General features: G+C 34.0%; 22 protein-coding genes. 8 read left to right on the forward strand and 14 right to left on the reverse strand.

Annotated features, from left to right (window positions below):
• The 5 genes from EG814_RS03310 to aspS form a co-directional block, all read right to left on the reverse strand.
• Positions 1-522 carry an NADH-quinone oxidoreductase subunit C gene (locus EG814_RS03310; RefSeq protein ID WP_125718854.1) on the reverse strand — a complete coding sequence of 174 codons (522 nt, stop codon included), beginning with the start codon at positions 520-522 and terminating at the stop codon, positions 1-3.
• 1 nt (position 523) lies between these two features.
• Positions 524-1072, reverse strand: coding sequence for an NADH-quinone oxidoreductase subunit B (locus tag EG814_RS03315; protein ID WP_111378918.1), 549 nt, complete (start codon positions 1070-1072; stop codon positions 524-526).
• A gap of 148 nt (positions 1073-1220) precedes the next feature.
• Positions 1221-1586 carry an NADH-quinone oxidoreductase subunit A gene (locus EG814_RS03320; RefSeq protein WP_125718856.1) on the reverse strand — a complete coding sequence of 122 codons (366 nt, stop codon included), beginning with the start codon at positions 1584-1586 and terminating at the stop codon, positions 1221-1223.
• Between the two features lie 243 nt (positions 1587-1829).
• On the reverse strand, positions 1830-2024 hold the full coding sequence (locus EG814_RS03325; RefSeq protein WP_007137066.1) for a cold-shock protein: 195 nt from the start codon (positions 2022-2024) through the stop codon (positions 1830-1832).
• A 308-nt stretch (positions 2025-2332) separates the two neighbouring features.
• On the reverse strand, positions 2333-4084 hold the full coding sequence (gene aspS, locus EG814_RS03330; RefSeq protein WP_125718858.1) for an aspartate--tRNA ligase: 1752 nt from the start codon (positions 4082-4084) through the stop codon (positions 2333-2335).
• A gap of 157 nt (positions 4085-4241) precedes the next feature.
• Between aspS and EG814_RS03335 the strand changes: the two genes are divergently transcribed.
• Together EG814_RS03335 and EG814_RS03340 are read left to right on the forward strand one after the other, a co-directional pair.
• Positions 4242-5237 (forward strand): TlpA family protein disulfide reductase, encoded by a 996-nt coding sequence (locus tag EG814_RS03335; RefSeq protein WP_125718860.1) that lies wholly within the window; start codon positions 4242-4244, stop codon positions 5235-5237.
• Positions 5238-5448: 211 nt separating this feature from the next.
• Positions 5449-5796: a toxin-antitoxin system YwqK family antitoxin gene (locus EG814_RS03340; protein WP_125718862.1), complete on the forward strand. Its 348-nt coding sequence runs from the start codon at positions 5449-5451 to the stop codon at positions 5794-5796.
• Positions 5797-5851: 55 nt separating this feature from the next.
• On the opposite strand, the gene EG814_RS03345 is transcribed toward EG814_RS03340, so the two are convergent.
• The 7 genes from EG814_RS03345 to EG814_RS03375 form a co-directional block, all read right to left on the reverse strand.
• A complete protein-coding gene (locus EG814_RS03345) occupies positions 5852-6964 on the reverse strand; it encodes a PepSY-associated TM helix domain-containing protein (RefSeq protein ID WP_125718864.1) in 1113 nt (370 codons plus the stop codon).
• Positions 6965-7214: 250 nt separating this feature from the next.
• Positions 7215-8768 (reverse strand): PepSY-associated TM helix domain-containing protein, encoded by a 1554-nt coding sequence (locus EG814_RS03350; protein ID WP_125718866.1) that lies wholly within the window; start codon positions 8766-8768, stop codon positions 7215-7217.
• A 3-nt stretch (positions 8769-8771) separates the two neighbouring features.
• Positions 8772-9074, reverse strand: coding sequence for a hypothetical protein (locus EG814_RS03355; protein WP_125718868.1), 303 nt, complete (start codon positions 9072-9074; stop codon positions 8772-8774).
• Positions 9075-9086: 12 nt separating this feature from the next.
• Positions 9087-9419: a hypothetical protein gene (locus EG814_RS03360; RefSeq protein WP_125718870.1), complete on the reverse strand. Its 333-nt coding sequence runs from the start codon at positions 9417-9419 to the stop codon at positions 9087-9089.
• Positions 9420-9482: 63 nt separating this feature from the next.
• On the reverse strand, positions 9483-11975 hold the full coding sequence (locus EG814_RS03365) for a TonB-dependent receptor (protein WP_125718872.1): 2493 nt from the start codon (positions 11973-11975) through the stop codon (positions 9483-9485).
• A 195-nt stretch (positions 11976-12170) separates the two neighbouring features.
• Complete coding sequence (gene odhB, locus EG814_RS03370; protein ID WP_125718874.1) at positions 12171-13415, reverse strand: 2-oxoglutarate dehydrogenase complex dihydrolipoyllysine-residue succinyltransferase; 1245 nt, start codon at positions 13413-13415, stop codon at positions 12171-12173.
• 91 nt (positions 13416-13506) lie between these two features.
• The gene (locus tag EG814_RS03375; protein ID WP_125718876.1) at positions 13507-16281 is read right to left on the reverse strand and encodes a 2-oxoglutarate dehydrogenase E1 component; all 2775 of its coding nucleotides are present in this window, start codon (positions 16279-16281) and stop codon (positions 13507-13509) included.
• A gap of 117 nt (positions 16282-16398) precedes the next feature.
• Here EG814_RS03375 and EG814_RS03380 point away from each other — a divergent pair, with 117 nt between their 5' ends.
• Positions 16399-16950, forward strand: a complete 552-nt coding sequence (locus EG814_RS03380) for a hypothetical protein (RefSeq protein WP_125718878.1) — start codon at positions 16399-16401, stop codon at positions 16948-16950.
• Between the two features lie 206 nt (positions 16951-17156).
• Positions 17157-17594, forward strand: coding sequence for a hypothetical protein (locus EG814_RS03385; protein WP_164515265.1), 438 nt, complete (start codon positions 17157-17159; stop codon positions 17592-17594).
• A 12-nt stretch (positions 17595-17606) separates the two neighbouring features.
• On the opposite strand, the gene EG814_RS03390 is transcribed toward EG814_RS03385, so the two are convergent.
• On the reverse strand, positions 17607-17960 hold the full coding sequence (locus tag EG814_RS03390) for a hypothetical protein (RefSeq protein WP_125718883.1): 354 nt from the start codon (positions 17958-17960) through the stop codon (positions 17607-17609).
• 72 nt (positions 17961-18032) lie between these two features.
• The gene (locus tag EG814_RS03395) at positions 18033-19007 is read right to left on the reverse strand and encodes a polyprenyl synthetase family protein (RefSeq protein ID WP_125718884.1); all 975 of its coding nucleotides are present in this window, start codon (positions 19005-19007) and stop codon (positions 18033-18035) included.
• Between the two features lie 262 nt (positions 19008-19269).
• Between EG814_RS03395 and EG814_RS03400 the strand changes: the two genes are divergently transcribed.
• The 4 genes from EG814_RS03400 (at position 19270) to EG814_RS03415 (ending at position 23005) form a co-directional block, all read left to right on the forward strand.
• Entirely contained in the window at positions 19270-19791 is a 522-nt protein-coding gene (locus EG814_RS03400; RefSeq protein ID WP_125718886.1) for a YceI family protein, read from the forward strand.
• Positions 19792-19899: 108 nt separating this feature from the next.
• Positions 19900-20499 (forward strand): TetR/AcrR family transcriptional regulator, encoded by a 600-nt coding sequence (locus tag EG814_RS03405; protein WP_125718888.1) that lies wholly within the window; start codon positions 19900-19902, stop codon positions 20497-20499.
• Between the two features lie 91 nt (positions 20500-20590).
• Positions 20591-21925 (forward strand): TolC family protein, encoded by a 1335-nt coding sequence (locus EG814_RS03410; RefSeq protein ID WP_125718890.1) that lies wholly within the window; start codon positions 20591-20593, stop codon positions 21923-21925.
• A 12-nt stretch (positions 21926-21937) separates the two neighbouring features.
• Positions 21938-23005 carry an efflux RND transporter periplasmic adaptor subunit gene (locus tag EG814_RS03415; RefSeq protein ID WP_125718892.1) on the forward strand — a complete coding sequence of 356 codons (1068 nt, stop codon included), beginning with the start codon at positions 21938-21940 and terminating at the stop codon, positions 23003-23005.
• The last annotated feature ends 58 nt before the right edge of the window (positions 23006-23063 follow it).

The raw sequence follows: 23063 nt of genomic DNA on the forward strand, positions 1-23063 counted from the left end.
TTAGCAATTTGTTGTTGTTCTTCCAAAGAACCTGTCATCCTTATCAGTTCTTCCGCTGTCTTCCAATGGGAATTCTTTTCTCATTGGGTGAGACTGCATTTCGTCCATATTCAAAATACGTTTCAATTGAGGGTGACCTATAAAGTCAATCCCATAGAAATCGAAAGTTTCTCTTTCCATCCAATTGGAAGACAAGAAAATATTTGAAATCGATTTTATTTCTGGTTTTTCTCCGTTTAGAAAAACTTTGATTTTTAATCTTTTGTTTTCATACCAGTTGTGTAAATGATAAACAACTGCAAACTGACGTTCTGCTTCATTATCTGGATAATGAATTCCGCATAAGTCAGTTAAGAAATGAAATTTTAATTCTGGATCGTTTTTAAGGAATAAAATCAACGGTGTGATTTTATCAGCCGAAGCTTCTAAAGAAAAAATATCTCTTTCTTGTTGAAAGTTAAAAACATCGTTGCTGAATGTTTCTACAAGTTTGTCTTGAATTTGGTTATTTTCTAAAGCCATCTTATGAGATATTATATGAAGCTAATAATTCTTGGTATTCTGGTGAGCTTCTTCGTCTCACAGATTCGCTTTTTACTAAATCTTGCAATCTCATTACTCCGTCAACAATTTGTTCTGGTCTTGGCGGGCATCCTGGCACATAAACATCAACAGGAATTACTTTATCAATTCCTTGAAGAACAGAGTATGTATCAAAAACTCCTCCTGAAGAAGCGCAAGCTCCAACAGCAATTACCCAACGAGGTTCAGACATTTGTTCGTAAACTTGTCTTAAAATTGGCGCCATTTTTTTAGAAATAGTTCCCATTACGAGTAACATATCGGCTTGTCTTGGAGAGAAACTTACACGTTCAGAACCAAATCGAGCTAAATCGTAGTGAGATGCCATTGTTGCCATGAATTCGATACCACAGCATGAAGTCGCGAAAGGAAGCGGCCATAATGAGTTGGCTCTTGCTAAACCAACAACATCACTAAGTTTTGTAGCGAAGAAACCTTCACCAGTAACTCCTTCTGGCGGCGCAACCATATTTACTTTTGAATCGCTCATTTTATTTTAGATTTCTGATTTTAGATTTTAGATTTTTTAAATCGTAAAAAGTAAAATCAATTTTTTAAATCAGTACTTTAATTTGAATTCAAATTTTAAATCTCAATATTAGATAAGTCTAAAATCTCAGATCTAAAATTTAAAGTCATTATTCCCACTCTAATGCTTTCTTTTTGATGATATAAAAGAAACCGACTAAAAGCAAAGACATGAAAACTAACATTTTTAACATTCCTTCAATTCCTAATTCTTTGAAGTTTACTGCCCAAGGATAAAGGAAAATAACCTCTACGTCGAATAATACGAACAAAATAGCAACTAAGAAGTATTTTACTGAGAAAGGAATACGGGCGTTACCAACAGATTCGATACCGCATTCGAAGTTTTTATCTTTAACTTCAGAGGTTCTTCTTGGTCCTAATTTTCCAGAAATAATGATTGTTCCTACCACAAAACCAACAGCTAAAATAAACTGCATTAAAATAGGAATGTAACTGTATTGATCAGATTGCATAAACTTCGATTTTTTACTTAAAAAATGAGCCACAAAGATAACTTGGAACTCTGTAAAACACAAGCTAAAGGAGGAGATAAGTAGTGCTTGAAACCGCGTTTATATGTAATTTTTATTCATTATAAATAACATTGCGTTATTTTAATATTTTTTTAAGAAATGGGTAAAAAAAAAACGTCCCGATATTTCGAGACGTTTTCTGAGACCATTCAGAGGCAAAAAAAATAAATTGCTATATTTTTCTTAGATCACTGCTACTTTAGCAGCAACTTTCCCTTTTCTTCCTTCTTCTTCTTCGTAGCTTACACGGTCACCTTCGCGTAATTCTTCCGCGTTAATTCCTGAAGCGTGAACGAAGATGTCCTTTCCTGTTTCTTCGTCTGTAATGAATCCATAACCTTTAGATTCATTGAAAAATTTTACTGTACCTGTACGCATTGTAATTGTAATAATAATTTATAATAAAACAAATGTAACATATAAAATAATACAAAAGACATCTACGTGTTAATTTTTTGTAAAAATTATTGATTTACAGTGTTTTTACGCGGTTTATTGCATCAATTTATTTATAGAATAGTGAAATTTGCGAATCATTAATTGTAAGAATATAAAAATATTAGAATTGTAAGAATTCGATAATTTAAAAAATTTACCTGCTAAGATTTTTCTTAACATTTGTTTAAACTAAAAACGCGCTACAATTGCAGCGCGTTTTTAGTTTTATGAAACGGAACTATTTAAAATTAAGCAATATCCACTTTAATTTTAAGCTCTTTTAATTGTGCATCATCAATTGCTGCTGGTGCATCGATCATTACGTCGCGCCCAGAATTGTTTTTAGGGAATGCGATAAAATCTCTAATGGTTTCTTGTCCGCCCAAAATGGCAACAAGTCTATCCAAACCAAAAGCAAGACCTCCGTGTGGCGGTGCTCCAAATTGGAAGGCATCCATTAAGAAACCAAATTGTGCTTTTGCTTCTTCTTCGGTAAATCCTAAATATTTAAACATTAATTGTTGAGTCGCCTTATCGTGAATACGAATAGATCCTCCACCAATTTCGTTTCCGTTTAACACCATATCGTATGCGTTTGCACGAACTTTTCCTGGCTCTGTTTCTAGTAAAGCTATGTCTTCTGGTTTTGGAGACGTAAACGGGTGGTGCATTGCATGGTAACGACCGCTTTCTTCGTCTAATTCTAATAATGGAAAATCTACAACCCAAAGAGGTGCAAATTCTTCTGGATTACGCAATCCTAAACGAGTTGCTAATTCCATACGTAATGCAGAAAGCTGTGCACGTGTTTTGTTTGCAGGTCCAGAAAGAACAAAAATCATGTCTCCAGGATTTGCTTCTGTTGCTTTTGCCCAGTTTGCCAAATCGTCTTGATCGTAAAATTTATCTACAGAAGATTTGTAGGTTCCGTCTTCGTTGCATTTTACGTAAACCATTCCAGATGCTCCAACTTGCGGACGTTTAACCCAGTCAATTAATCCATCGATTTCTTTACGCGTATAATTTCCAGCTGCTGGAACAGCAATTCCGACAACTAATTCTGCTGCGTTGAATACAGGAAATTCTTTATGTTGTGCGAATTCGTTTAATTCTCCAAACTTCATTCCGAAACGAATATCCGGTTTGTCGTTTCCGTATGTTTTCATGGCATAGTCGTAAGTAATTCTTGGGAATTTCTCTACTTCAATACCTTTAATTTCTTTTAATAAATGTCTTGTCAATCCTTCAAAAACATTCAAAATATCTTCTTGCTCCACAAATGCCATTTCGCAGTCAATTTGTGTAAACTCAGGCTGACGGTCTGCACGTAAATCTTCGTCGCGGAAACATTTCACGATTTGGAAATATTTATCCATTCCTCCAACCATCAAAAGCTGTTTGAAAGTTTGCGGAGATTGCGGTAAAGCATAAAACTGACCTTCGTTCATACGGCTTGGCACAACGAAATCTCTAGCTCCTTCTGGAGTAGATTTAATTAAGTAAGGAGTTTCAACTTCACAGAAATCTAAATCAGAAAGATATTTACGAACTTCCATTGCCACTTTGTGACGGAACAATAAACTGTTTTTAACTGGATTTCTTCTGATGTCCAAATAACGGTATTTCATTCTGATATCTTCTCCACCGTCTGTTTCATCTTCAATCGTAAAAGGAGGAGTTAAAGCCGAATTTAAAATCGTTAATTCAGAAACTAAAATTTCGATTTCACCTGTTGGAATATTTTTGTTTTTAGCTTCACGCTCAATTACAGTTCCTTTTACCTGAATTACAAATTCTCTTCCTAGAGTTTTAGCCAATTCAAAAACGGTTTTATCGGTACGGCTTTCGTCAAAAATAAGTTGTGTAATTCCGTAACGGTCACGTAAGTCAACCCAATTCATAAATCCTTTATCACGAGATTTTTGAACCCATCCCGCTAGTGTAACTTCCGTATTAATATTTGAGGCATTTAATTCGCCACAATTATGACTTCTATACATAATCAAAATTTTAGACTGCAAAAGTAAACACAAAATTCAAATTAATATAGTAAAGTGAGAAGTTGATGCAGAATAATTTTAAATATTTTGTTAATTGTCAAATCTGAAAGCTTTAATTTATTTAGTTTTGATTATCTAAAAACTAATTATAATACCTATGAAAAAACTTTTTATTGCGGGTTTGGTAATTTTTAATGCTTTGAATGTTATCGGTCAAAGTAAAAATTCAATAAAATTTACTGCTAAGATTGCCAATAGAAATAGCGATACTCTTGTAATAAGAGGTAGAGATAATTTCAGACAAGTAATTCCAATTGATAAAAAGGAAGTTTTTGCTGCAACTTTTGATGCTCCTCAGGGTTTTTATGTGTTTTCTGACGGAAAGGAATCTTCCAATCTATACTTAAAGCCAAATTCTGAAATCAATTTAACAATGGATGCAAAAGAATTTGACGAAACTATTGTTTATAAAGGCAAAGGTGTTGATGAAAGTAATTTTTTGGCGCAGCAAGCTCTAAAGGACGAAAACTTTCAGAAAGATGCTTTTACTAAAGAACCAGCTGAATTTACAGCTTTGCTTGACGGCAAATTAAAATCGGATACAGAAAATTTAGAGAAGAATAATTTTGATCCAGAGTTTAAAAAATCTTTAAAACTTAGTTTCGAAAGTTTTCACCAATATGGCACAGAACAATACGAGAGAGCTGCAAAAGCTAATAAATTGACTGGAAAACCTTCTCCAGGTTTTGACTATGATAACTATAAAGGAGGAAAAACAAAACTTTCTGACTTGAAAGGGAAATATGTTTACATTGATGTTTGGGCAACTTGGTGTGCACCTTGTAGAGCTGAGATTCCGTATTTACAAAAGATCGAAGAGAAATATCATGGAAAGAATATTGAATTTGTGAGTATTTCTATTGATAAATTGAAAGACACTGAGAAATGGAAAAAATTTGTAAATGATAAGCATCTTGGCGGTACACAGCTATTGGCTGACAAGGATTGGGAATCTGAGTTTGTTGTTAACTACGGTATATTAGGAATTCCGAGATTTATCTTGATAGATCCAAATGGAAATATTCTGAAATCTGAAGCGGCAAGACCGTCTGATCCTGAATTAGATAAACAGCTTAGCGCATTATTGAACTAAATTTTTTACGAAATTTAAAACGTTTTCGTAAAATAGCATTTTTTATAAAACACCAGTAAAACCAGTGCCTGAGCGCTGGTTTTTTGTTTTTTTGAAGTTTTCCAATGTTAAGTTTTTATTCTATGTTACCAAATTGTTAAGCAAAAGTTTTTTTAATGTAAACATTTGATTATATTTGATAAAGATTTCTTAACATTAAATACCTAAAGATATGAAAAAGAGTGTAATTTTAGCTGCAATATTGTTCTCAGGAATTGTAGTTGCACAAGAAGGAAAGCCTGAATTGGAAGCTGCTGGAAACAAGGTAAAAGCAACGTATTACTATGATAATGGTAAAGTACAGCAGGAAGGCTTTTTTAAAGACGGTAAATTAGACGGTGTCTGGGTATCTTATGACGTAAATGGAAATAAAAAAGCCGTTGGAGAATACACAGACGGAGTTAAAACTGGAAAATGGATTTATTTTAATGAAAACAGTTTAAACGAAGTTGCTTATGTAGACAATAAAGTAAACTCAGTTAAAAGTTTACAGAAAAATGCTTTAGCAGACAGAAATTAATTAATTTCAGAAACCAACTATAAAAAAACCGTCTCGATATATCGAGGCGGTTTTTTTATGCTTTTACTTTTTTAGATTTTCTATTTCTTCCAAACCAAATTATAAATCCGCTTACGGGTAGTGCGGCAGCAATTAAACTTACGGTAAAGGCTAGAATTTTTCCAGGAAGATCCAAAACTTGGCCCGTATGTATTCCGTAATTCATTTCGACAATCTGCAGTCCTAAAGTTTTTTTATCGAAAGTCTGACTTTGAATCAATTTTCCGCTTGACGGATGAAAATAATAATTGCTCTGCTGGTCATAACGTAACGTATGCGGATAAGCACCTGTACTCACAATATCGCCTTTTTGCTGCGGAATCATTACAAAAAACATTTCTGCTTTTGGCTGTAGTTTCTGAGTCTGAATAAATGCTTTGTCTATTGCGGTAATCGAATTTGCTTTGAAAGTGGTTGTGTCAATAACAGGAGTTTTTGTTTCGGCTGCTTTGTCTCCGCCCAAATTAAAAGATTTATAAATTCCGTCGCCAACCCATTCGTATGTAAAAGTAAGGCCGGTTATGGCTAGAATTAAGGCAATTAGCGAAATGTAAAAACCAGTAGTATTATGCCAGTCGTAATTGACACGTCGCCATTTTGCAGACCATTTTATGGTTAAACTTCTTTTAAGATCGCTTTTTCGTTTTGGCCACCATTGTATAATTCCCGAAATGAGCAATAAAATAAAAATGATAGTTGCGCCTCCAATAATATGTTTTCCGATATAGTCGGGCAGGAGGAGATATAAATGAATGTATTCTACAATAATAAAAAAATCAGTTTCGGGATTTTCAGATTTCAAATATTTTCCCGTGTACGGATTAAAATACAAATAAAGATTTTCGGTATCTGAGTACGTGTAAACAATCGCCGATCTGTTTGCTCCGTAATAAGCCACCATGCTGGCTTTGTTTTTTGGAACAATTTCTTTTGCTTTTTCCTGCAGTTCAGAAGGCAATAAAAATGGTTTGTTTTGAGGTTCAACCAAACGCCATTCTTTTCTGGTAATGTCTTTTATTTCGTCATGAAAACAAAATATACAGCCCGTAATACAGACTATAAAAACAATAAGCCCAGAAATTAATCCGAGCCATTTGTGCAGAAATCGTATTTTGGTCTTGAATCCCATTTTTTGATTAAAAGCGTAAAAGTATGCTCAAAATTTATAAAGGACAAGTTATTCTAAATAATTTGTAGATAAGCTGGTAAAAAGAATCTCGCAAAGTCGCGAAGCCGCAAAGTTTTTTAGCCACAGATTAAGAGGATTAAAAGGATTTTTAATCTTTTTAAATCTGCGAGAAACAAAACTTTGTGACTTGGCGTCTTCGTAGCAAAAAAAAAAACTTAGTGCCTTCGTGTCTTCGCGGCAAAAAAAACTTTTATTTAGAAACCTCTTTTTTAGGTTTCAAATGATAAGCCGTGTATAGCGAAATGGAGGCCAAGAAAATCCAGAAAACATCGATAAAGAAAATCTGAATTTTGTTTTCCAGAAAAGAAGTCCAAAACCAATCTCCAGAAACGATTCCGTTTGTAATCGGAATTAAGAATCCTAAAATACTTCCAGAAATCAGACAGAATTTATTTGTAAAACTATCATTCTTCTTAATAATAAAGAAGATTGCAAGCACTAACCATCCTCCAAAATAAAGTGAAAACAAGTTGGATTGGCTTAAAGGATAGAAAACTTTGCTTCCAATAAAAGCCAGCGCTGTAATTGGATACATGCTTAAGCAAATTGCCAAATAAATACGTACCACTGCAGCGTTGAAACGTCTTTTCTTCTCGGGCATATTGTTTTTTTGACGGGCAACAAGCCAAATCATAACACCAGAAATGATTACAAAACAAGTTATAATTCCTAAAATGAAACTTACGATTTTTAAAGCATATCCGCCGTAATCGCCAAAATGAATACGGTATAAAATAGTTTTTACAGCATCAAGATAATTGTTTTGTGAAACAGGATCTTTTTTAGCAATTTCTTTTCCGTCATATACGCGATATACGGCTTTTCCAACACCGACAAATTTTTTATGAGATAATAGCTCGCCTTCAACCAAAACGTGCATATTGATATCTCCGTAGTTCTGAATGATAACTCTCGTGATTTCAAAATCTTTCCAGTTGTTTTTTGCCTTCGCAACTAACTCATTTACATTAAAAGGATTGGCAAGTTTTTTATTTTCAAAATTATAATCAGGATCGTTGTATTCTAATTCTTCATACAGCTTTTTATCATCTCCATTATAAAGAGCCATTACGGCTGGAGCAACGATTAAAAGTTTAATCATAAAAAATGCTCCTGTAACAGCATATACAAATTGAAATGGCAATCCGATCATTCCTAATGCAGTGTGTGCATCTGTCCAAAGTGTTTTTAATTTTTCTTTTGGTCGAAAGATGTAGAAATTAGATACAATTTTATTCCAATGCAATAAAACTCCTGTTACGATTGCAAACAGGAAAAATAAAGCTACAAATCCTGATAAATAATACCCGACAGGATAAGGAATTTGAGCTAGAAAATGCAGACGGTATAAAAGTTCTCCCAAAGAATAGGATTCTTCGTAAGTATAAGATTTGAAATTTTTAGTGTCAAGATAGAAAAACGAACCTTCTTTTTGTTTGGCTGGAGCCAAAGTATCTTTGGTTCCTTCCATGTAAACGGCTACTCTTTCTTCTACGGATGGCTTAGAGATTGTAATATTTCTTCCGTGAAGAATATGTTTTTTGTCAAGATCTTTCAGTGCACTATTATAGTCTAATTGGATTTCTCTTGTAATTGCAGTGGATTCACTTCTTTCCCAATTGATGATTTCATCTCTAAAAAAAGAAAAAGACCCAGCAAAGAAAATTACAAAAAGAACTACACTGATAACGATTCCGCTAACAGTATGTGTATGAAAATAGATATTGTAATGACGGTTATTCATAAATTATTTTGCCGTTGGATGGTAAGTTTGACCTAAATAAATAAAAAGACAGAATACTAAAGTAAGAAGAATATAAATTCCCCAGATTTTCCAAGCACTTTTGGCAAGAAACGCAATGACCATAAGCGCAACCCAAAGAATAAAACCGCTGTAAGCCATTGTCATTAAAACATTAGCTCTATTAAACCAAGCCGCAAGGGCAAGATGAAAAGTTACGGCAACGAAATAACCGCCTAGAATTGCGGCCGTGATTTTAAGAAAACGCGGCAAAAAGGCTGGAGTTAAATATTTTGGATTTGCTGGCATTCGTTATTTGATTTAAGCGTAATAAAATTCTAAAATAGAAATGGTGATCAGAAGTGCTAAAAGCGTTTTGTGGTTTACTTTTTTAAGCGGAGCTAAAATGATAATTAAGCTTCCAACAGTCATTAACTGAATAAAAAACATCAAGGTACCGCAGCCTAATGATTGCGTGTAAAGCCAAGATGCGTAAGCAATCAATAATAACCCTAGACCTGTAAGTTTGGTTTGCTTTGGATTGTTTTTCATCCATTTTTCAAAACCAAAATCATAGGATAAAACAGCTCTTTTTGAGGTATAATAAAGCGTGTAAAAAGCTAAAAAAACGATAAGACTGGCTATAGTAATCATAATCTTAGAAATTTAAAAAACACCTTTCCAAATATTTAGAAAGGTGTTTTTGTGAATTATTTATTAAAATCTATATGAAAAGTTTGCAGATACACTTCTCATGTTTTTTGGGTGAATGGTTGACCATCCGTCATAAGTATCAACATTTGCGATGTTGTCTAACTTAAGTGTTAATGTATATTTCTCTGTTCCGTAGAAAATAGATGAATTTAATACGGTGTAAGAAGGAATTGTAAATTGACCTACAACATTTCTGTTCATGATTAAGTTTTTATCAGCATAATTTCCTCCAAAACCTAAACCAAATCCTTGTAAATCTCCTTGTGGGAATTTGTAGCTTGCCCAGAAGTTTGCAGTGTTTCTTGGTCCAGAACTTTCTGGTCTTTGTCCTACAAAAGAAGGATCTCCAGCATTTAATACGGCATCAACATAACTGTAACCTGCAACGATGTTTAAACCGTCAATTGGATTTGCAATGAATTCTGCTTCAAAACCTTTGTTTCTTTGTGCACCATTCTGATAAGAAGTTTGAGTTGGCACTCCGCCTGTAGAACCATACACAGTATAAACCTGATCTGTTACTTTAATGTCATAGTAGCTGAATGTTGCGTAAAGTTTATCTTTAAAAACATTTAATTTTGTACCAATTTCAAATTGATTTGCATGTTCTGGTTTGAAAGTTCTAGGAAGATTAGCTCCAGTTGGCAAAACATCAGTTGTTGGAGCTGAATTAGCAAAACCGTCCATGTAGTTAGCAAAAATCGATACTTTGTCGATAATTGGCTGGTAAACAACACCAAATTTTGGTGATAAAGAAGTTTGGTTGTAATCGTCAGCACTTGTAGTAACATCTCCTTCTGTCATAAAACGGTCAACACGTAAACTAGCCATAGCAGATAATGCAGGTGTAATGTTGATTACATCTGAAACATAAGCACTAATAACTTCTTGTTTTGTTTTGTTGTTGTTTGCATCAGTTTCTGCAATAAGTTTATCAGAACCAGCTTTTGTTAAATTACCGCTGTCATTATCTGTGATATAATTTGCAGGATCTGTAATGCCATATAAATATTGGTTTACAGTTGCTACATCTAATTTTCCAATGTAAACGTTTCCATTTGATACGTATCCTGAACTATTATCAACCTGCCCTCTGTTAAAGTAATCAAAACCAACAACGATTCTGTTTCTTAGGTTTCCAAGTTTAAAATCACCAATAAAATTTTGTTGAATATCAGTTGTTAAAGTTGTAGTGTTTTGGTAGTTCATAGAACGCCCTAAAACAATTCCTTGACTTATTTCAGCAGGTGCAAATTGTGTACCTTCATATAAGTAAGTATAATACCCTTCAGATTTAGAAGAACCTCTAGAAAGAACCGTTTGAGAAGTCCATTGGTCAGAGATCTTGTAATTCATTTGTCCTTGAAGAGAGTAAGAAGGAGTTTCGATAAATAATTCGTTGCTTGTGTAAGAACGTTTGTTGTCGTATCCTAATTCCTCCATGTTATGAACTCTTAACTCCGCCCCTCTATCTAAGAATAGCATAGTAGCGTTTGTCTGTTTGTTGTTCATGAATTCCGTATTAATTAAGAACGAAAGTCTGTCACTAGCCTGGTAAGATAATGATGGAGCAAAGAAAAATGATTTTCTAAATCCAGCATCCTGAAAACTATTTTCTGTATGGTAAGCAGTATTTACACGGAAATTAATTTTGTGTTCCTCGTCTACAGGAGTGTTTACATCTGCAGTCACACGATTTAATCCGTAGCTTCCTGCTGTATAACTTACTTCTCCACCAAAGTGATCGTAAGGTCTTTTTGTAGTAAGGTTAATTAAACCTCCGTAAGAGATTAAACTACTTCCAAATAAAGTTCCAGAAGGTCCTTTAATAACTTCAATTTTGTCAATGTTTGCAGGATCGATGCTTCCGTTATTCAAAGCTGGCAATCCGTTTGTCATTGTTGGCTGTACAGCAAAACCTCTAAGAGAGAAATATCCAGCACCGTCTCCACCACGTCCTGTAGAAGCCCAAAGAGGAGATAAACCTGGAGCATTTTTAAGTGCATCATCAAGGTTTGTAACTACTTGCTCTTTTAAAAGTTCGCCAGTAATAGTTGTGTAAACTTGTGGGTTTTCAAGATTTTTAAGAGGTAATCTTGATACTTGTGTTGTCTCTTTACGAGCTAACGGATTTTTTCTGTTTCCGTTTACCACAATTTCATTTAATTCTTGAGAGTTTTCACTAATTCTAAAATCCTCAATAATTGAATCTCCAGAATTAAGGCTAACACTTTTTTCTTTAGAAGAATATCCAATTCCAGAAACTTTAATTACGTAGTTTCCTGGTTTAATGTTTTTAATTTCATAGAAACCATTTTCGTCTGTAGTAGTTCCTATTTTTGTTCCTTTCAGCACTACAGAAACGTTGTCTGCAGCTTGACTATTTGTTAAGCTAATTTGACCTTTAATCGTTGCTTTTTCTTGAGCCAAAGCAGATACGCTGGTCATTAAAGCAAAACAAAAACTCAAAAAAGAAATAGTAAATTTTAATTTCATTTTTATTTAGAATTGATTTTAATAGCGCAAATGTAAGTCTTGATCGCATATCTTGCAAGTTATTCTTATTTATTCTAAATAATTTTTTAACATCTAGGTTTTTAGTCAGAAAAAGGGTTTTGAAATTTGTGTTTTTGAAATAAAAAAGCCTGCTCAAATAAATGAACAGGCCTCTATATATTGAAATTATTCTGACTACAATTCTAAAGCACGTTTAGCATCGCCGTTCATTAATAATTCTACTGGGTTTTCTAAAGCTTCTTTTACAGCAACCAAGAAACCAACAGACTCACGTCCGTCAATAATTCTGTGGTCATAAGAAAGAGCAACGTACATCATTGGGTGAATCTCAACTTTTCCGTTTACTGCAATCGGACGCTCGATAATATTGTGCATTCCTAAGATTCCAGATTGAGGAGGGTTGATGATTGGAGTAGATAACATACTTCCGAAAACTCCACCATTTGTGATTGTGAAAGTTCCTCCAGTCATATCGTCAACCGTAATTTGACCATCGCGAGCTCTTAAAGCCAATCTTTTAATTTCAGCTTCAATTCCACGGAAAGTTAAGTTTTCAGCATTACGAACAACAGGAACCATTAAACCTTTTGGTCCAGAAACAGCGATAGAAATGTCACAGAAATCGTATCCGATTTTGTAATCACCATCCATCATAGAGTTAACATCTGGATATAATTCTAAAGCTCTTGTAACTGCTTTTGTAAAGAAAGACATGAAACCTAAACCTAATCCGCCATGTTTAGCTTTGAAAGCGTCTTTATATTCGTTACGAATTTGGTTGATTGGCGTCATGTTTACTTCGTTGAAAGTAGTTAACATAGCCGTTTCGTTTTTAGCAGAAACTAATCTTTCAGCTACTTTACGACGTAACATTGATAATTTAGTACGCTCAGTTCCACGGCTTCCACCAGTTGGAGTTCCCATAGAAGGAACAGCGTTTACAGCATCATCTTTAGTAATTCTTCCGCCTTTACCAGTTCCAGAAACTGTAGCAGGAGCGATGTTTTTCTCATCTAATATTTTTCTTGCTGCTGGAGAAGGAGTTCCTGCTGCATAACTTGTTGCTGCCGGAGCTGCTTTTGGAGCTTCTGCCTTTGGAGCCTCAGCTTTCGGTGCCTCAGCTTTTGGCGCTTCTGCCTTCGGAGCTTCAGCTGCTGGAGCTGCGCCTCCGTCTGGTTTTGCAGCATCTGTATCAATTAAACAAACTACAGCACCAACCGCTACTGTATCACCTTCTTCTGCTTTTAGTGTAATTACACCGCTCATTTCAGCAGGTAATTCAAGAGTTGCTTTATCTGAATCAACTTCAGCAATAGCCTGATCTTTTTCTACATAATCACCGTCTTTTACTAACCAAGTTGCAATTTCAACTTCTTTTATTGATTCCCCTGGTGATGGGACTTTCATTTCTAAAATCATCTTGTTTTTGTTTAAAGTTTTAGTTAGTTTCAAGTTTCAGGTTTCAGGTTGTTGAACTTGAAACGTGAAACTTGGAACTTGAAACATTTTTTTATCTAAATAAATTTTTATCGAATACCATTCTAATCGCATCAGCATGACGACGTTTTGCACGTGTGTAACTTCCAGATGCAGGAGCAGAATATGCTTTTAATGAAGCCAATCTCCATTTGATGAAATCAAAGTTCATTAACATGAAGCTGTAAGCCCCCATGTTTTTAGGCTCTTCTTGCGCCCAAACATAATCATCAGCATTTGGATATTTTGCAATGATTTCTTTGATCTGTTCTGCTGGGAAAGGGAATAATTGCTCGATACGAACAACCGCAACGTCATTTCTTCCGTTATTTTCTCTTTCAGCAACAATGTCATAATAGAATTTACCTGTACAGAAAACCAAAGTTTTAACTTTCTTTTTATCTACAGCATTGTCGTCAATGGTTTCTTGGAAACTTCCGTTTGCGATTTCCTCCACTGTCGATACACATCTTGGATCACGCAATAAACTTTTTGGAGAAAAAACTACCAAAGGTTTACGGAAATTGCTCTTCATTTGTCTTCTCAATAAGTGGAAGAAGTTTGCTGGAGTTGTACAGTCTGCAACATACATATTATGTCTTGCGCAAAGCTGTAAGTAACGCTCCATTCTTGCAGAAGAGTGCTCTGCACCTTGTCCTTCATATCCGTGAGGCAACAACATTACAATACCGTTTTGGTTGTTCCATTTATCTTCTCCACAAGAAATATACTGATCAATCATAATTTGAGCTCCGTTAGAGAAATCTCCAAATTGTGCTTCCCAGATCGTTAAGGCTTTTGGATTTGCTAAAGCATATCCGTAATCAAAACCTAAAACTCCATACTCAGATAAAAGAGAGTTGTATACGCCAAAGTTTCCTTTTTTGTTTTCAATAGCGTTTAGTAAAATTACTTCTTCCTCAGAATCTTCAACCTTAACTACAGCATGACGGTGAGAGAAAGTTCCTCTTTCTACGTCTTGCCCAGAAATTCTAACATCAAATCCTTCTGTTAAAAGAGAGCCGTAAGCCAATGCTTCTGCAGTTCCCCAATCTATAGTATTGTTATCATAACCAGCTTTTCTGTCTGATACAATTTTATTGATTTTGTTGATGAATTTCTTGTCTTCTGGTAAAGTTGAGATGGTATTAATGATAGAATCCAATCCTTTTTTATCAAAAGTAGTATCTACTTTTTGAAGCATTTGCGTGTCAGTAACCTGAACAAATCCTTCCCATTCATTTTTCATGAATGGAGTAATGATAGTCAAATCTTTTTTACGAGAAGCTTCTAAGTTTTCTTCCAGTCTAGATTTGTATTCTTTTTCTAAAGCGTTAACATAAGAAGCATCAATTACGCCGTCAGAAAGTAATTTCTCAGCATAAATGTCTCTTGGGTTTTTATGCTTAGCAATGATTTTGTATAAAACTGGCTGTGTAAAACGAGGTTCGTCACCTTCGTTATGTCCATATTTTCTATATCCTAAAAGATCGATAAATACGTCACGTCCAAATTGCATTCTGTAGTCTAATGCAAAAGATACAGCGTGTACAACAGCCTCGGCGTCATCAGCATTTACGTGTAATACTGGCGAAAGAGTTACTTTAGCAACGTCTGTACAATAAGTAGAAGAACGAGCGTCTAAGTAGTTCGTTGTAAATCCAACTTGATTGTTGATTACAATGTGGATTGTTCCTCCAGTTTTGTAACCATCAAGTTGAGCCATCTGAATGATTTCATAAAGGATACCTTGTCCTGCAATTGCAGCATCACCGTGAACAGCGATTGGTAAAACTTTAGAGAAATCGTCATTATAATATTTATCTTGTTTTGCTCTGGTAATACCTTCAATAACAGCTCCAACAGTTTCTAAGTGAGAAGGGTTTGGCGCTAAGTTGATATTGATGCTTTTTCCAGTTCTTGTTTTTTTGTCGGCAGTAAGACCTAAGTGGTATTTTACGTCACCATCAAAATATTCTTGATCGTAATCTTTACCGTCAAACTCACCAAAAATATCTTGAGTAGATTTTCCGAAGATGTTTGCCAAAACGTTCAAACGACCACGGTGAGCCATTCCCATTACAAATTGTTCAACACCTTTTTCAGCAGCTTGCTCGATCAAAGCGTCAAGAGCAGGAATGATAGATTCTCCACCTTCTAATGAGAAACGTTTTTGACCCACATATTTAGTATGAAGGAAGTTCTCAAAAGAAACAGCTTCGTTTAATTTATTTAAGATCGTTTTCTTTTCTTCAGTAGAGAAATTAGGCTGGTTAACATTAACTGCCAGTTTTTCCTGAATCCATTTTACAACGCCTGGATTTCTGATATACATATACTCAATCCCGATATGCTGGCAGTAAATCGATTTAAGACGGGTTACAATCGCTTCTAAAGAAGAAGGAGCCATTCCGATAGTTTGAGCAGCATCAAAAACAGTAGAAAGATCTGCAGCCGATAATCCGAAGTTTTCAATATCCAAAGTTGGAGATGAAGTTCTACGGTCACGAACAGGATTTGTTTTCGTGAATAAATGCCCGCGCGTACGGTATCCGTCAATTAATTTTAAAACGTTGAATTCTTTCTTTAGTTTTTCAGAAACCTGACTGTAATCTGTGTTGTCGCTAGTCACGTACTCAACGATTGTCTGCACAGGGTTTTCGTCGTTATAAGTTGTTTGTCCAAAGTCAAAACCTTGAAAGAAACTTCTCCAGCTAGGCTCAACGCTGTCTGGGTTAACTAAATATTGATCGTATAATTGTGCAAAAAACTCGGTATGCGCTGCGTTTAAAAATGAAAACCTATCCATAATATGAGTGAATATACTTTTTTGTTATATAGAAAGGCAAAAGTACAACAATCACCTTTATTTAAATCTTTTTTTTACGTACTTTTACGTAAAAATTTGTTAAAATAAACGTTAACTATGAATAAAATTCAATTTTCAATCGATTGCAAATATTTTTTTGTGATTTTGACTGTCTTATTTTCAAGTTACACTATTGCACAACAAAAGTATGTTATTGACAACAGTAACCATTTTTGGGATAAAATGCAGTTTGGAGGAGGTTTAGGTCTCGGAATTGGTTCTGGTTACACTGATATTTCAGTTATGCCAAGTGCTATTTATAATGTTAACGAAATTGTTGCTGTTGGAGTTGGATTGCAATTTGGATATCTTTCTTCAAAAAATTATTATGATTCATACGTTTATGGCGGAAGCGTTATCGGATTGGTAAATCCGATTCCCGAAATCCAACTTTCTGCAGAATTAGAACAGGTTCGCGTTAATACAAATTATGACGCAAGAAATGGGTTTCCTTCTTATTCGGATAATTTTTGGAATACTGCTCTTTATTTAGGAGCAGGATATAGAACAGGAAGCGTAACAATTGGCGCACGTTATGACGTGTTATATGATCCGGATAGAAGTCTTTACGGTTCTGGATTTATGCCTTTTGTGAGGGTTTATTTTTAAAGTTGCTAAGGTTCAAAGGGTCATAGCAACAAAGTTTCAAGGTTTTTAAATACAGAGATTTGATAAAGTATATTTTTACAGTAATAGTTATTTTGGCTTTAAGCTTAAGCTGTAATAATTCGAAGAAATCAAATATTGAAAATGAAAAGGTTGTAAAAAAAGAATTAAAACCTTTTTTTGATTCTGATCAAATTGAACATTATTATTTGAATTTTTCTGAAGATGATTTTTTCATACTTATGAAGAAAGAAAACAAAACTGAAAAAGAACTTCAATTAAGCGATTTATTTTCGGGTTATTATCCCGATAGTATTCCAAAAGAAGATTTTGAGAAAATTTTATTAAGACAAAATTATAAGAAGTCAAAATTAAACATTAGAGAACAGAAAAAGATTGAATCTGTATTTAGTGAAAAAGATTTACCAATTCCTGATGCAGCTGCTTGTATTGCAGAATATAGAGATATTTTTATTTTTAAAAAGAGAGGAAGAATAATTGGTATTTCAAAAATTTGCTTTGTATGCAATCGATTCCAGATTATAGGAAGTAAAATAGACGTAAGCATATTTGGTTTTCCCGACGAATTAGATAAATTAAAAAGTATTGTCCGCAAAGATAAAAAACTTAGCGGCTCAGAACCTTAGCAACTTAGCACCTTACTTATAATAATTCCTAAACCAAACCTTTTGCCATTCTCTTTTCAAAATTAAAAAGGCAACTTGTTCGGCAAGAATCACCAAATCAGATCCGTCTAGGCTTTTGATTTCATTTTCTGGAACATCAATTATATATAGAAGATTTAAATATTCAGCAAATTTGTACTGAATCATGCGGTAGATTTTTTCGTGCAGCTGAATCTTTAATTCATCGGGCGAAATGCTTAACGGAAAATCTATTCCTTCATTGGCTAAATTAAAATCCTTATTAATCTGTTCAATAAGATTGAGATATAAAGTCTGTGCTTGAGCTTGTTCAAGTAAAGATTCGGTATTTATTGGCGCTACAAACATTAAATTTTAGATTTATGATTTTAGACTTTAGACTTTAGATTTTACTGAACACTAATTGCTGCCTACTGAATACTAAACTTTACGTCCCATTAGATTCTCACCAAAAGTTCGCAAAACATCCTTCTTTTCGGCGTTGATATCCATTTTTTCTAAAGTTTCAAAAGCTTTTAATGTATACATTTCAATTGCGTCTTGTGTTGCTTTTGATGCTCCAGATTCATTAAAAATAGCTTTCGCCGTTTCAATTTTTTCTGAATTATCGTCTAACTGAAGCGTAAATAATTGCTCTAATTCTGTAGCTTTTTCGCTTGACGAAAATTCTAAAGCTTTTAGATATAAATACGTTTTTTTGTTTTCTATAATGTCTCCACCAACTTGTTTTCCAAAAGTTTCTGGATCTCCAAAAGCATCCAGATAATCATCTTGAAGTTGGAAAGCCAGTCCTAAATTCAATCCGAAATCGTATATTAAATCAGCTTCTTTTTCAGAAGTTTTAGCCACAATTGCGCCCATTTTCATGGCTGCCGCAACCAGAACTGCTGTTTTATATTCTATCATTTTAAGATATTCCGGAATTGTAACATCTTTTCTCGTTTCAAAATCAACATCCCATTGCTGTCCTTCGCAAACTTCAAGTGCCGTTTTGCTAAATAATTTGGCAAGATTTCTAAAAACAATTGGTTCGTATTGCTCAAAATATTGATAGGCTAAAATCAACATGGCGTCTCCAGAAAGAATTCCAGTATTTAAATCCCATTTTTCATGCACCGTAACTTGTCCTCGTCTTAAAGGAGCATCGTCCATAATATCGTCATGAACTAAAGAAAAGTTATGAAAAACTTCAACCGCCATTGCCGCCGGAAGTGCAATCGAATAATCAGTATCAAAAACCTCTGCGGCCATTAAAGTTAAAACAGGGCGAATACGTTTTCCGCCGAGTCCTAAAATATATTCTATGGGTTCGTAAAGATTTTTAGGCTCTTTATGTATGTTTTGGCTCTCTAGATAATTGATAAAAAAATCTTGATACTGACTTATATCGTGCATAATAAATTCTGATTTCTAGGCTCAAAGATACAATTCAAATATGAATTTCTGAGATCGAAATGTTAAAAGGAGATTAATGAATTGAAATAGTTTTTCAATCATTCTCATTTTTAAGGATTTAAAAAAAATCTAAAAAACTTGGAAACTTTTTTGGTATTCACAGTTTCCTGTCTATATTTGCATCGAAAACGGAAACTGAGAAAACTGAAAAAGTTTCCGTTGAGAATTTTTAATGATTTATAAATTAATTAAATCAAGATTTATGAAAATAAAATGGACCTTAGATTCTAGCCAGTCAGATGTTTTATTGAAAATGAGACGATCAAGAACTGCTTATTTGGGAGGAGACGCAAATAAATTTGATGGGTATGTGAATATTGAAGACAATGAAATTGAAGATGCTTCTGTTGAATTCTCATTAGATATTAATAATAAAAATGAAAGTTTCCAGTCTATCGATGCTTATTTACAGCTTCAAGATTTTTTTGAAGAAGATGAACATCCAATAATCAGTTTCAAATCGACATCATTTCAGAAAGTAAATCAGAATATCAATTTTTTCAAAGGAGATTTAACGATAAAAGATATTACACGAGTAGTTGAATTAGATGCAGAATTTTTAGGGGAGAATATTTATAACGGAGAAAAGAAAGTAGCTTTTGAAATTAAAGGGAATATCAAACGTGAAGACTTTGGTTTAGATTTTAGCTCTTTTAATCATTCTTCTGGAGCGGCGCTAGGTAAGGACATCAAACTTATAGCAAATTTGGAATTTAGCATATAAATCTTACTAAAAGAATAAGTTAATGTAAAATTATTACAAATAAATTGGAAACTATTTTTTTGATTTTAGTTTCCAAAGTATATTTGTAAGGCAATTCGAGAATTTAAAATGAAAGAGAAGATTATAGCGAAAGCAAGCGAGTTGTTTTTAAAGCTTGGTTTCAAGAGTGTTACAATGGACGATATTGCAGGCGAAATGTGTATTTCTAAAAAAACGATTTACAAATATTTCTGTAATAAGGAAGTTTTAATTGAAGAAAGCACTTCGATGGTTCATAGTCAAGTTCACGAAATTATGGATACCATTATAGAGAAGAATTACAATGCTATTCATGAAAATTTTGAGATAAGAGAAATGTTTCGTGATATGTTTAAAAATAATACAGATACTTCGCCCATTTATCAATTAAAAAAGCATTATCCAGAAATTTATCAGAACATCCTTTCTTATGAAATTGACCAGTGTACACAATGTTTTAGAGATAATATCGAAAAGGGAATTCGTGAAGGTCTTTACAGAAGCGATCTAAATGTAGAGGTTTATGTTAAGTTTTATTACACTCTGGTTTTTCATATAAACGAAAATACAGTTTCTGAAAGTGAAGCGCAAAGAATAGAGTTAGAAGCCTTGGAATATCACACTCGTGCCATGGCAACAGAAAAAGGAGTAGAGGAATTAGAAAAACAATTAAAAAAAATTAGCAATTAATTATCCAAATTGTCGTCATTTTTTCTGGGAAGAGTTGTAAAAGATGAAATGACGATGCCATCTCAAATATTTAAATAAATAGTAACTACTTATGAAAAGAATCTTTCTTATAGTTTTGTGTACAATAGGCTTGTCTGCCGCCGCACAAACCACTACTTTAACCCTGAAAGACGCAGTCAATTACGCGCTTCAAAATAAAGCTGACGCTAAAAAAGCCAAACTTCAGGTTGAAAATAGTGAGTATAAAATTCAAGAAATACGTTCGAGAGCTTTACCGCAAATTACTGCCAACGGAAACCTTACTTATAATCCAATTATTCAGACTACGGTTATTGATGGAGCAGGATTTGGTCAGCCGGGAACTACAATTCAGGCCGCTTTTGGTCAGAAATGGACTTCGACTGCTGGTGTTTCTTTAAATCAGGCAATCTTTGATCAGGCTGTTTTTACAGGATTGAGAGCAGCAAAATCTACTCGCGAATTTTATCAGATAAACGATCAATTAACAGAAGAACAAGTAATTGAAAGAGTTGCCAATAATTATTATTCTGTTTATGTACAGCAGGAAAGACTGACTCTTTTAGACAGTAACTATGTTAATACCACAAAAGTTAGAGATATTGTACAAGGTCAGTTTGATAATGGTTTGGCAAAAAAAATCGACTTAGATCGTATTGTTGTAAAAATGTCTAACATTGATACTGAGCGCCAGCAGATTAAAAATCAAATTGCTTTGCAAGAAAATGCATTAAAATTCTATATGGGAATGCCGATAGAAACTCAAATTGTATTGCCAAAAGAAGAATTTGAGGTTGTTCCTACTGAATTGACTCAAGAACCAAATATTGAAAACAGAACAGAATATCTGCTTTTAAAGAAACAAGAAGAGCTTTTGATATTTAACAAAAAAGCGGTTCAGGCAGAGTATTATCCAACATTGTCTTTAACGGCAGGATATAACTATATCGGACAGGGACCAGAATTTCCTTGGTTTGCAAAACCTTCTTCTGGAGTATATTGGTCAGATTTCTCAGGAATTGGTTTAAACTTAAGAGTGCCAATCTTTACAGGTTTTGGAACTCGTGCTAGAGTTAGACAAGCAGATGTTGAAATTAGATCTCTTCAAGAAGATATTAAAGACACCAAACTTTCTCTTGATTTAGATTACAGAAATGCAATGACTCAGATTAATAATAATCTGGTAACGATTCAAAACCAGAAAGAAAATATGCGTCTGGCAACCGAAATCTTAAGCAATACCAAAAACAATTACCTTCAAGGTTTAGCCTCTTTAACCGATTTGCTAGACGCAGAAAATGCATCACTTGAAGCTCAAAATAACTTTACAAGAGCAGTTTTAAATTATAAAATTGCCGAAATATCTCTAATCAAATCGAAAGGCGAACTAAAATCTCTTACTAAATAACAAATTATTACAATGAAGAAAATAATTATAACAATCGTAATCATAGTCGTGGCACTTGTCGGGATTAACTACATTTTAAATAAAAACAAAGCAGAAAACGAAGCAAAAACTGCAGTTGTAGCCGAAAAAAACGCAGCAATTTCTGTAAAAGTAGCGACAGTAAAAACTGAAGATGTTAACTTAGGTTTTACTGCAAACGGAAACTTCGCTCCAATTCAGGAATTGACTTTCTCTGCTGAGAAATCTGGAAAAGTAATTAGTGTTTTAGTTAAAGAAGGTGACTACGTAAGAGTAGGACAGACTCTTTTGACAGTAAGAGGTGATGTTATTAATGTTAACGCACAGCAAGCTCAAGCTGTTTTTCAAAATGCAAAAGCGGATTATGCGAGATACGAAAATGCATTTAAAACAGGTGGTGTAACAAAACAGCAATTAGATCAGGCAAAATTGGCTATGACAAATGCACAATCTAATTTGACACAAGCTAACATCAATGTTGGAGACACAAAAGTTAAAGCACCGATTAACGGTTACATCAACAAAAAATACATTGAGCCAGGTTCTATTTTAGCTGGTATGCCTGCAACTGCTTTATTTGATATTGTAAATGTTTCTAAATTAAAATTGACAGTTACCGTAAACGAAAGCCAAGTGGCAAGTTTAAAATTAGGAAACCCTGTTGAAATTACTGCAAGTGTTTATCCTGATAAAACTTTCTCTGGAAAAATCACTTTCATCGCTGCAAAAGCAGATGCTTCTTTAAATTTCCCTGTCGAAATCGAAATTACTAACAACGCAAACAACGACCTAAAAGCGGGTATGTACGGAACAGCAAACTTTGGTGCTAAAAACCAAAAGCAAAACTTAAAAGTGGTGCCAAGAAATGCATTTGTTGGAAGTGTGAGCAGTAACCAAATCTTTGTTGTAGAAAACAATGTTGCTAAATTGAAAAAAGTTGTAGCTGGAAGAATTTTAGGAGATAAAGTTGAAATCATTAATGGTTTAAATGATGGAGAAATTGTAATTATTACAGGTCAGATCAACTTACAAGACGGAAATACAGTAGAAATTATTAAATAGAAGTAATTAGTTATCAGTAATTAGTAATTAGCCCTTGGTTCATAGAAATTAAGAGCTA

Origin of the sequence: Flavobacterium ustbae (genome assembly GCF_003946915.1) — a bacterium.
GTDB classification, from domain to species: domain Bacteria; phylum Bacteroidota; class Bacteroidia; order Flavobacteriales; family Flavobacteriaceae; genus Flavobacterium; species Flavobacterium ustbae.

Excerpts from the sequence above, each read along its gene's own strand:
- EG814_RS03310 (WP_125718854.1), bottom strand. The coding sequence starts at position 522 with ATGGCTTTAGAAAATAACCAAATTCAAGACAAACTTGTAGAAACATTC.
- EG814_RS03315 (WP_111378918.1), bottom strand. The coding sequence starts at position 1,072 with ATGAGCGATTCAAAAGTAAATATGGTTGCGCCGCCAGAAGGAGTTACT.
- EG814_RS03320 (WP_125718856.1), bottom strand. The coding sequence starts at position 1,586 with ATGCAATCTGATCAATACAGTTACATTCCTATTTTAATGCAGTTTATT.
- EG814_RS03325 (WP_007137066.1), bottom strand. The coding sequence starts at position 2,024 with ATGCGTACAGGTACAGTAAAATTTTTCAATGAATCTAAAGGTTATGGA.
- aspS (WP_125718858.1), bottom strand. The coding sequence starts at position 4,084 with ATGTATAGAAGTCATAATTGTGGCGAATTAAATGCCTCAAATATTAAT.
- EG814_RS03335 (WP_125718860.1), top strand. The coding sequence starts at position 4,242 with ATGAAAAAACTTTTTATTGCGGGTTTGGTAATTTTTAATGCTTTGAAT.
- EG814_RS03340 (WP_125718862.1), top strand. The coding sequence starts at position 5,449 with ATGAAAAAGAGTGTAATTTTAGCTGCAATATTGTTCTCAGGAATTGTA.
- EG814_RS03345 (WP_125718864.1), bottom strand. The coding sequence starts at position 6,964 with ATGGGATTCAAGACCAAAATACGATTTCTGCACAAATGGCTCGGATTA.
- EG814_RS03350 (WP_125718866.1), bottom strand. The coding sequence starts at position 8,768 with ATGAATAACCGTCATTACAATATCTATTTTCATACACATACTGTTAGC.
- EG814_RS03355 (WP_125718868.1), bottom strand. The coding sequence starts at position 9,074 with ATGCCAGCAAATCCAAAATATTTAACTCCAGCCTTTTTGCCGCGTTTT.
- EG814_RS03360 (WP_125718870.1), bottom strand. The coding sequence starts at position 9,419 with ATGATTACTATAGCCAGTCTTATCGTTTTTTTAGCTTTTTACACGCTT.
- EG814_RS03365 (WP_125718872.1), bottom strand. The coding sequence starts at position 11,975 with ATGAAATTAAAATTTACTATTTCTTTTTTGAGTTTTTGTTTTGCTTTA.
- odhB (WP_125718874.1), bottom strand. The coding sequence starts at position 13,415 with ATGATTTTAGAAATGAAAGTCCCATCACCAGGGGAATCAATAAAAGAA.
- EG814_RS03375 (WP_125718876.1), bottom strand. The coding sequence starts at position 16,281 with ATGGATAGGTTTTCATTTTTAAACGCAGCGCATACCGAGTTTTTTGCA.
- EG814_RS03380 (WP_125718878.1), top strand. The coding sequence starts at position 16,399 with ATGAATAAAATTCAATTTTCAATCGATTGCAAATATTTTTTTGTGATT.
- EG814_RS03390 (WP_125718883.1), bottom strand. The coding sequence starts at position 17,960 with ATGTTTGTAGCGCCAATAAATACCGAATCTTTACTTGAACAAGCTCAA.
- EG814_RS03395 (WP_125718884.1), bottom strand. The coding sequence starts at position 19,007 with ATGCACGATATAAGTCAGTATCAAGATTTTTTTATCAATTATCTAGAG.
- EG814_RS03400 (WP_125718886.1), top strand. The coding sequence starts at position 19,270 with ATGAAAATAAAATGGACCTTAGATTCTAGCCAGTCAGATGTTTTATTG.
- EG814_RS03405 (WP_125718888.1), top strand. The coding sequence starts at position 19,900 with ATGAAAGAGAAGATTATAGCGAAAGCAAGCGAGTTGTTTTTAAAGCTT.
- EG814_RS03410 (WP_125718890.1), top strand. The coding sequence starts at position 20,591 with ATGAAAAGAATCTTTCTTATAGTTTTGTGTACAATAGGCTTGTCTGCC.
- EG814_RS03415 (WP_125718892.1), top strand. The coding sequence starts at position 21,938 with ATGAAGAAAATAATTATAACAATCGTAATCATAGTCGTGGCACTTGTC.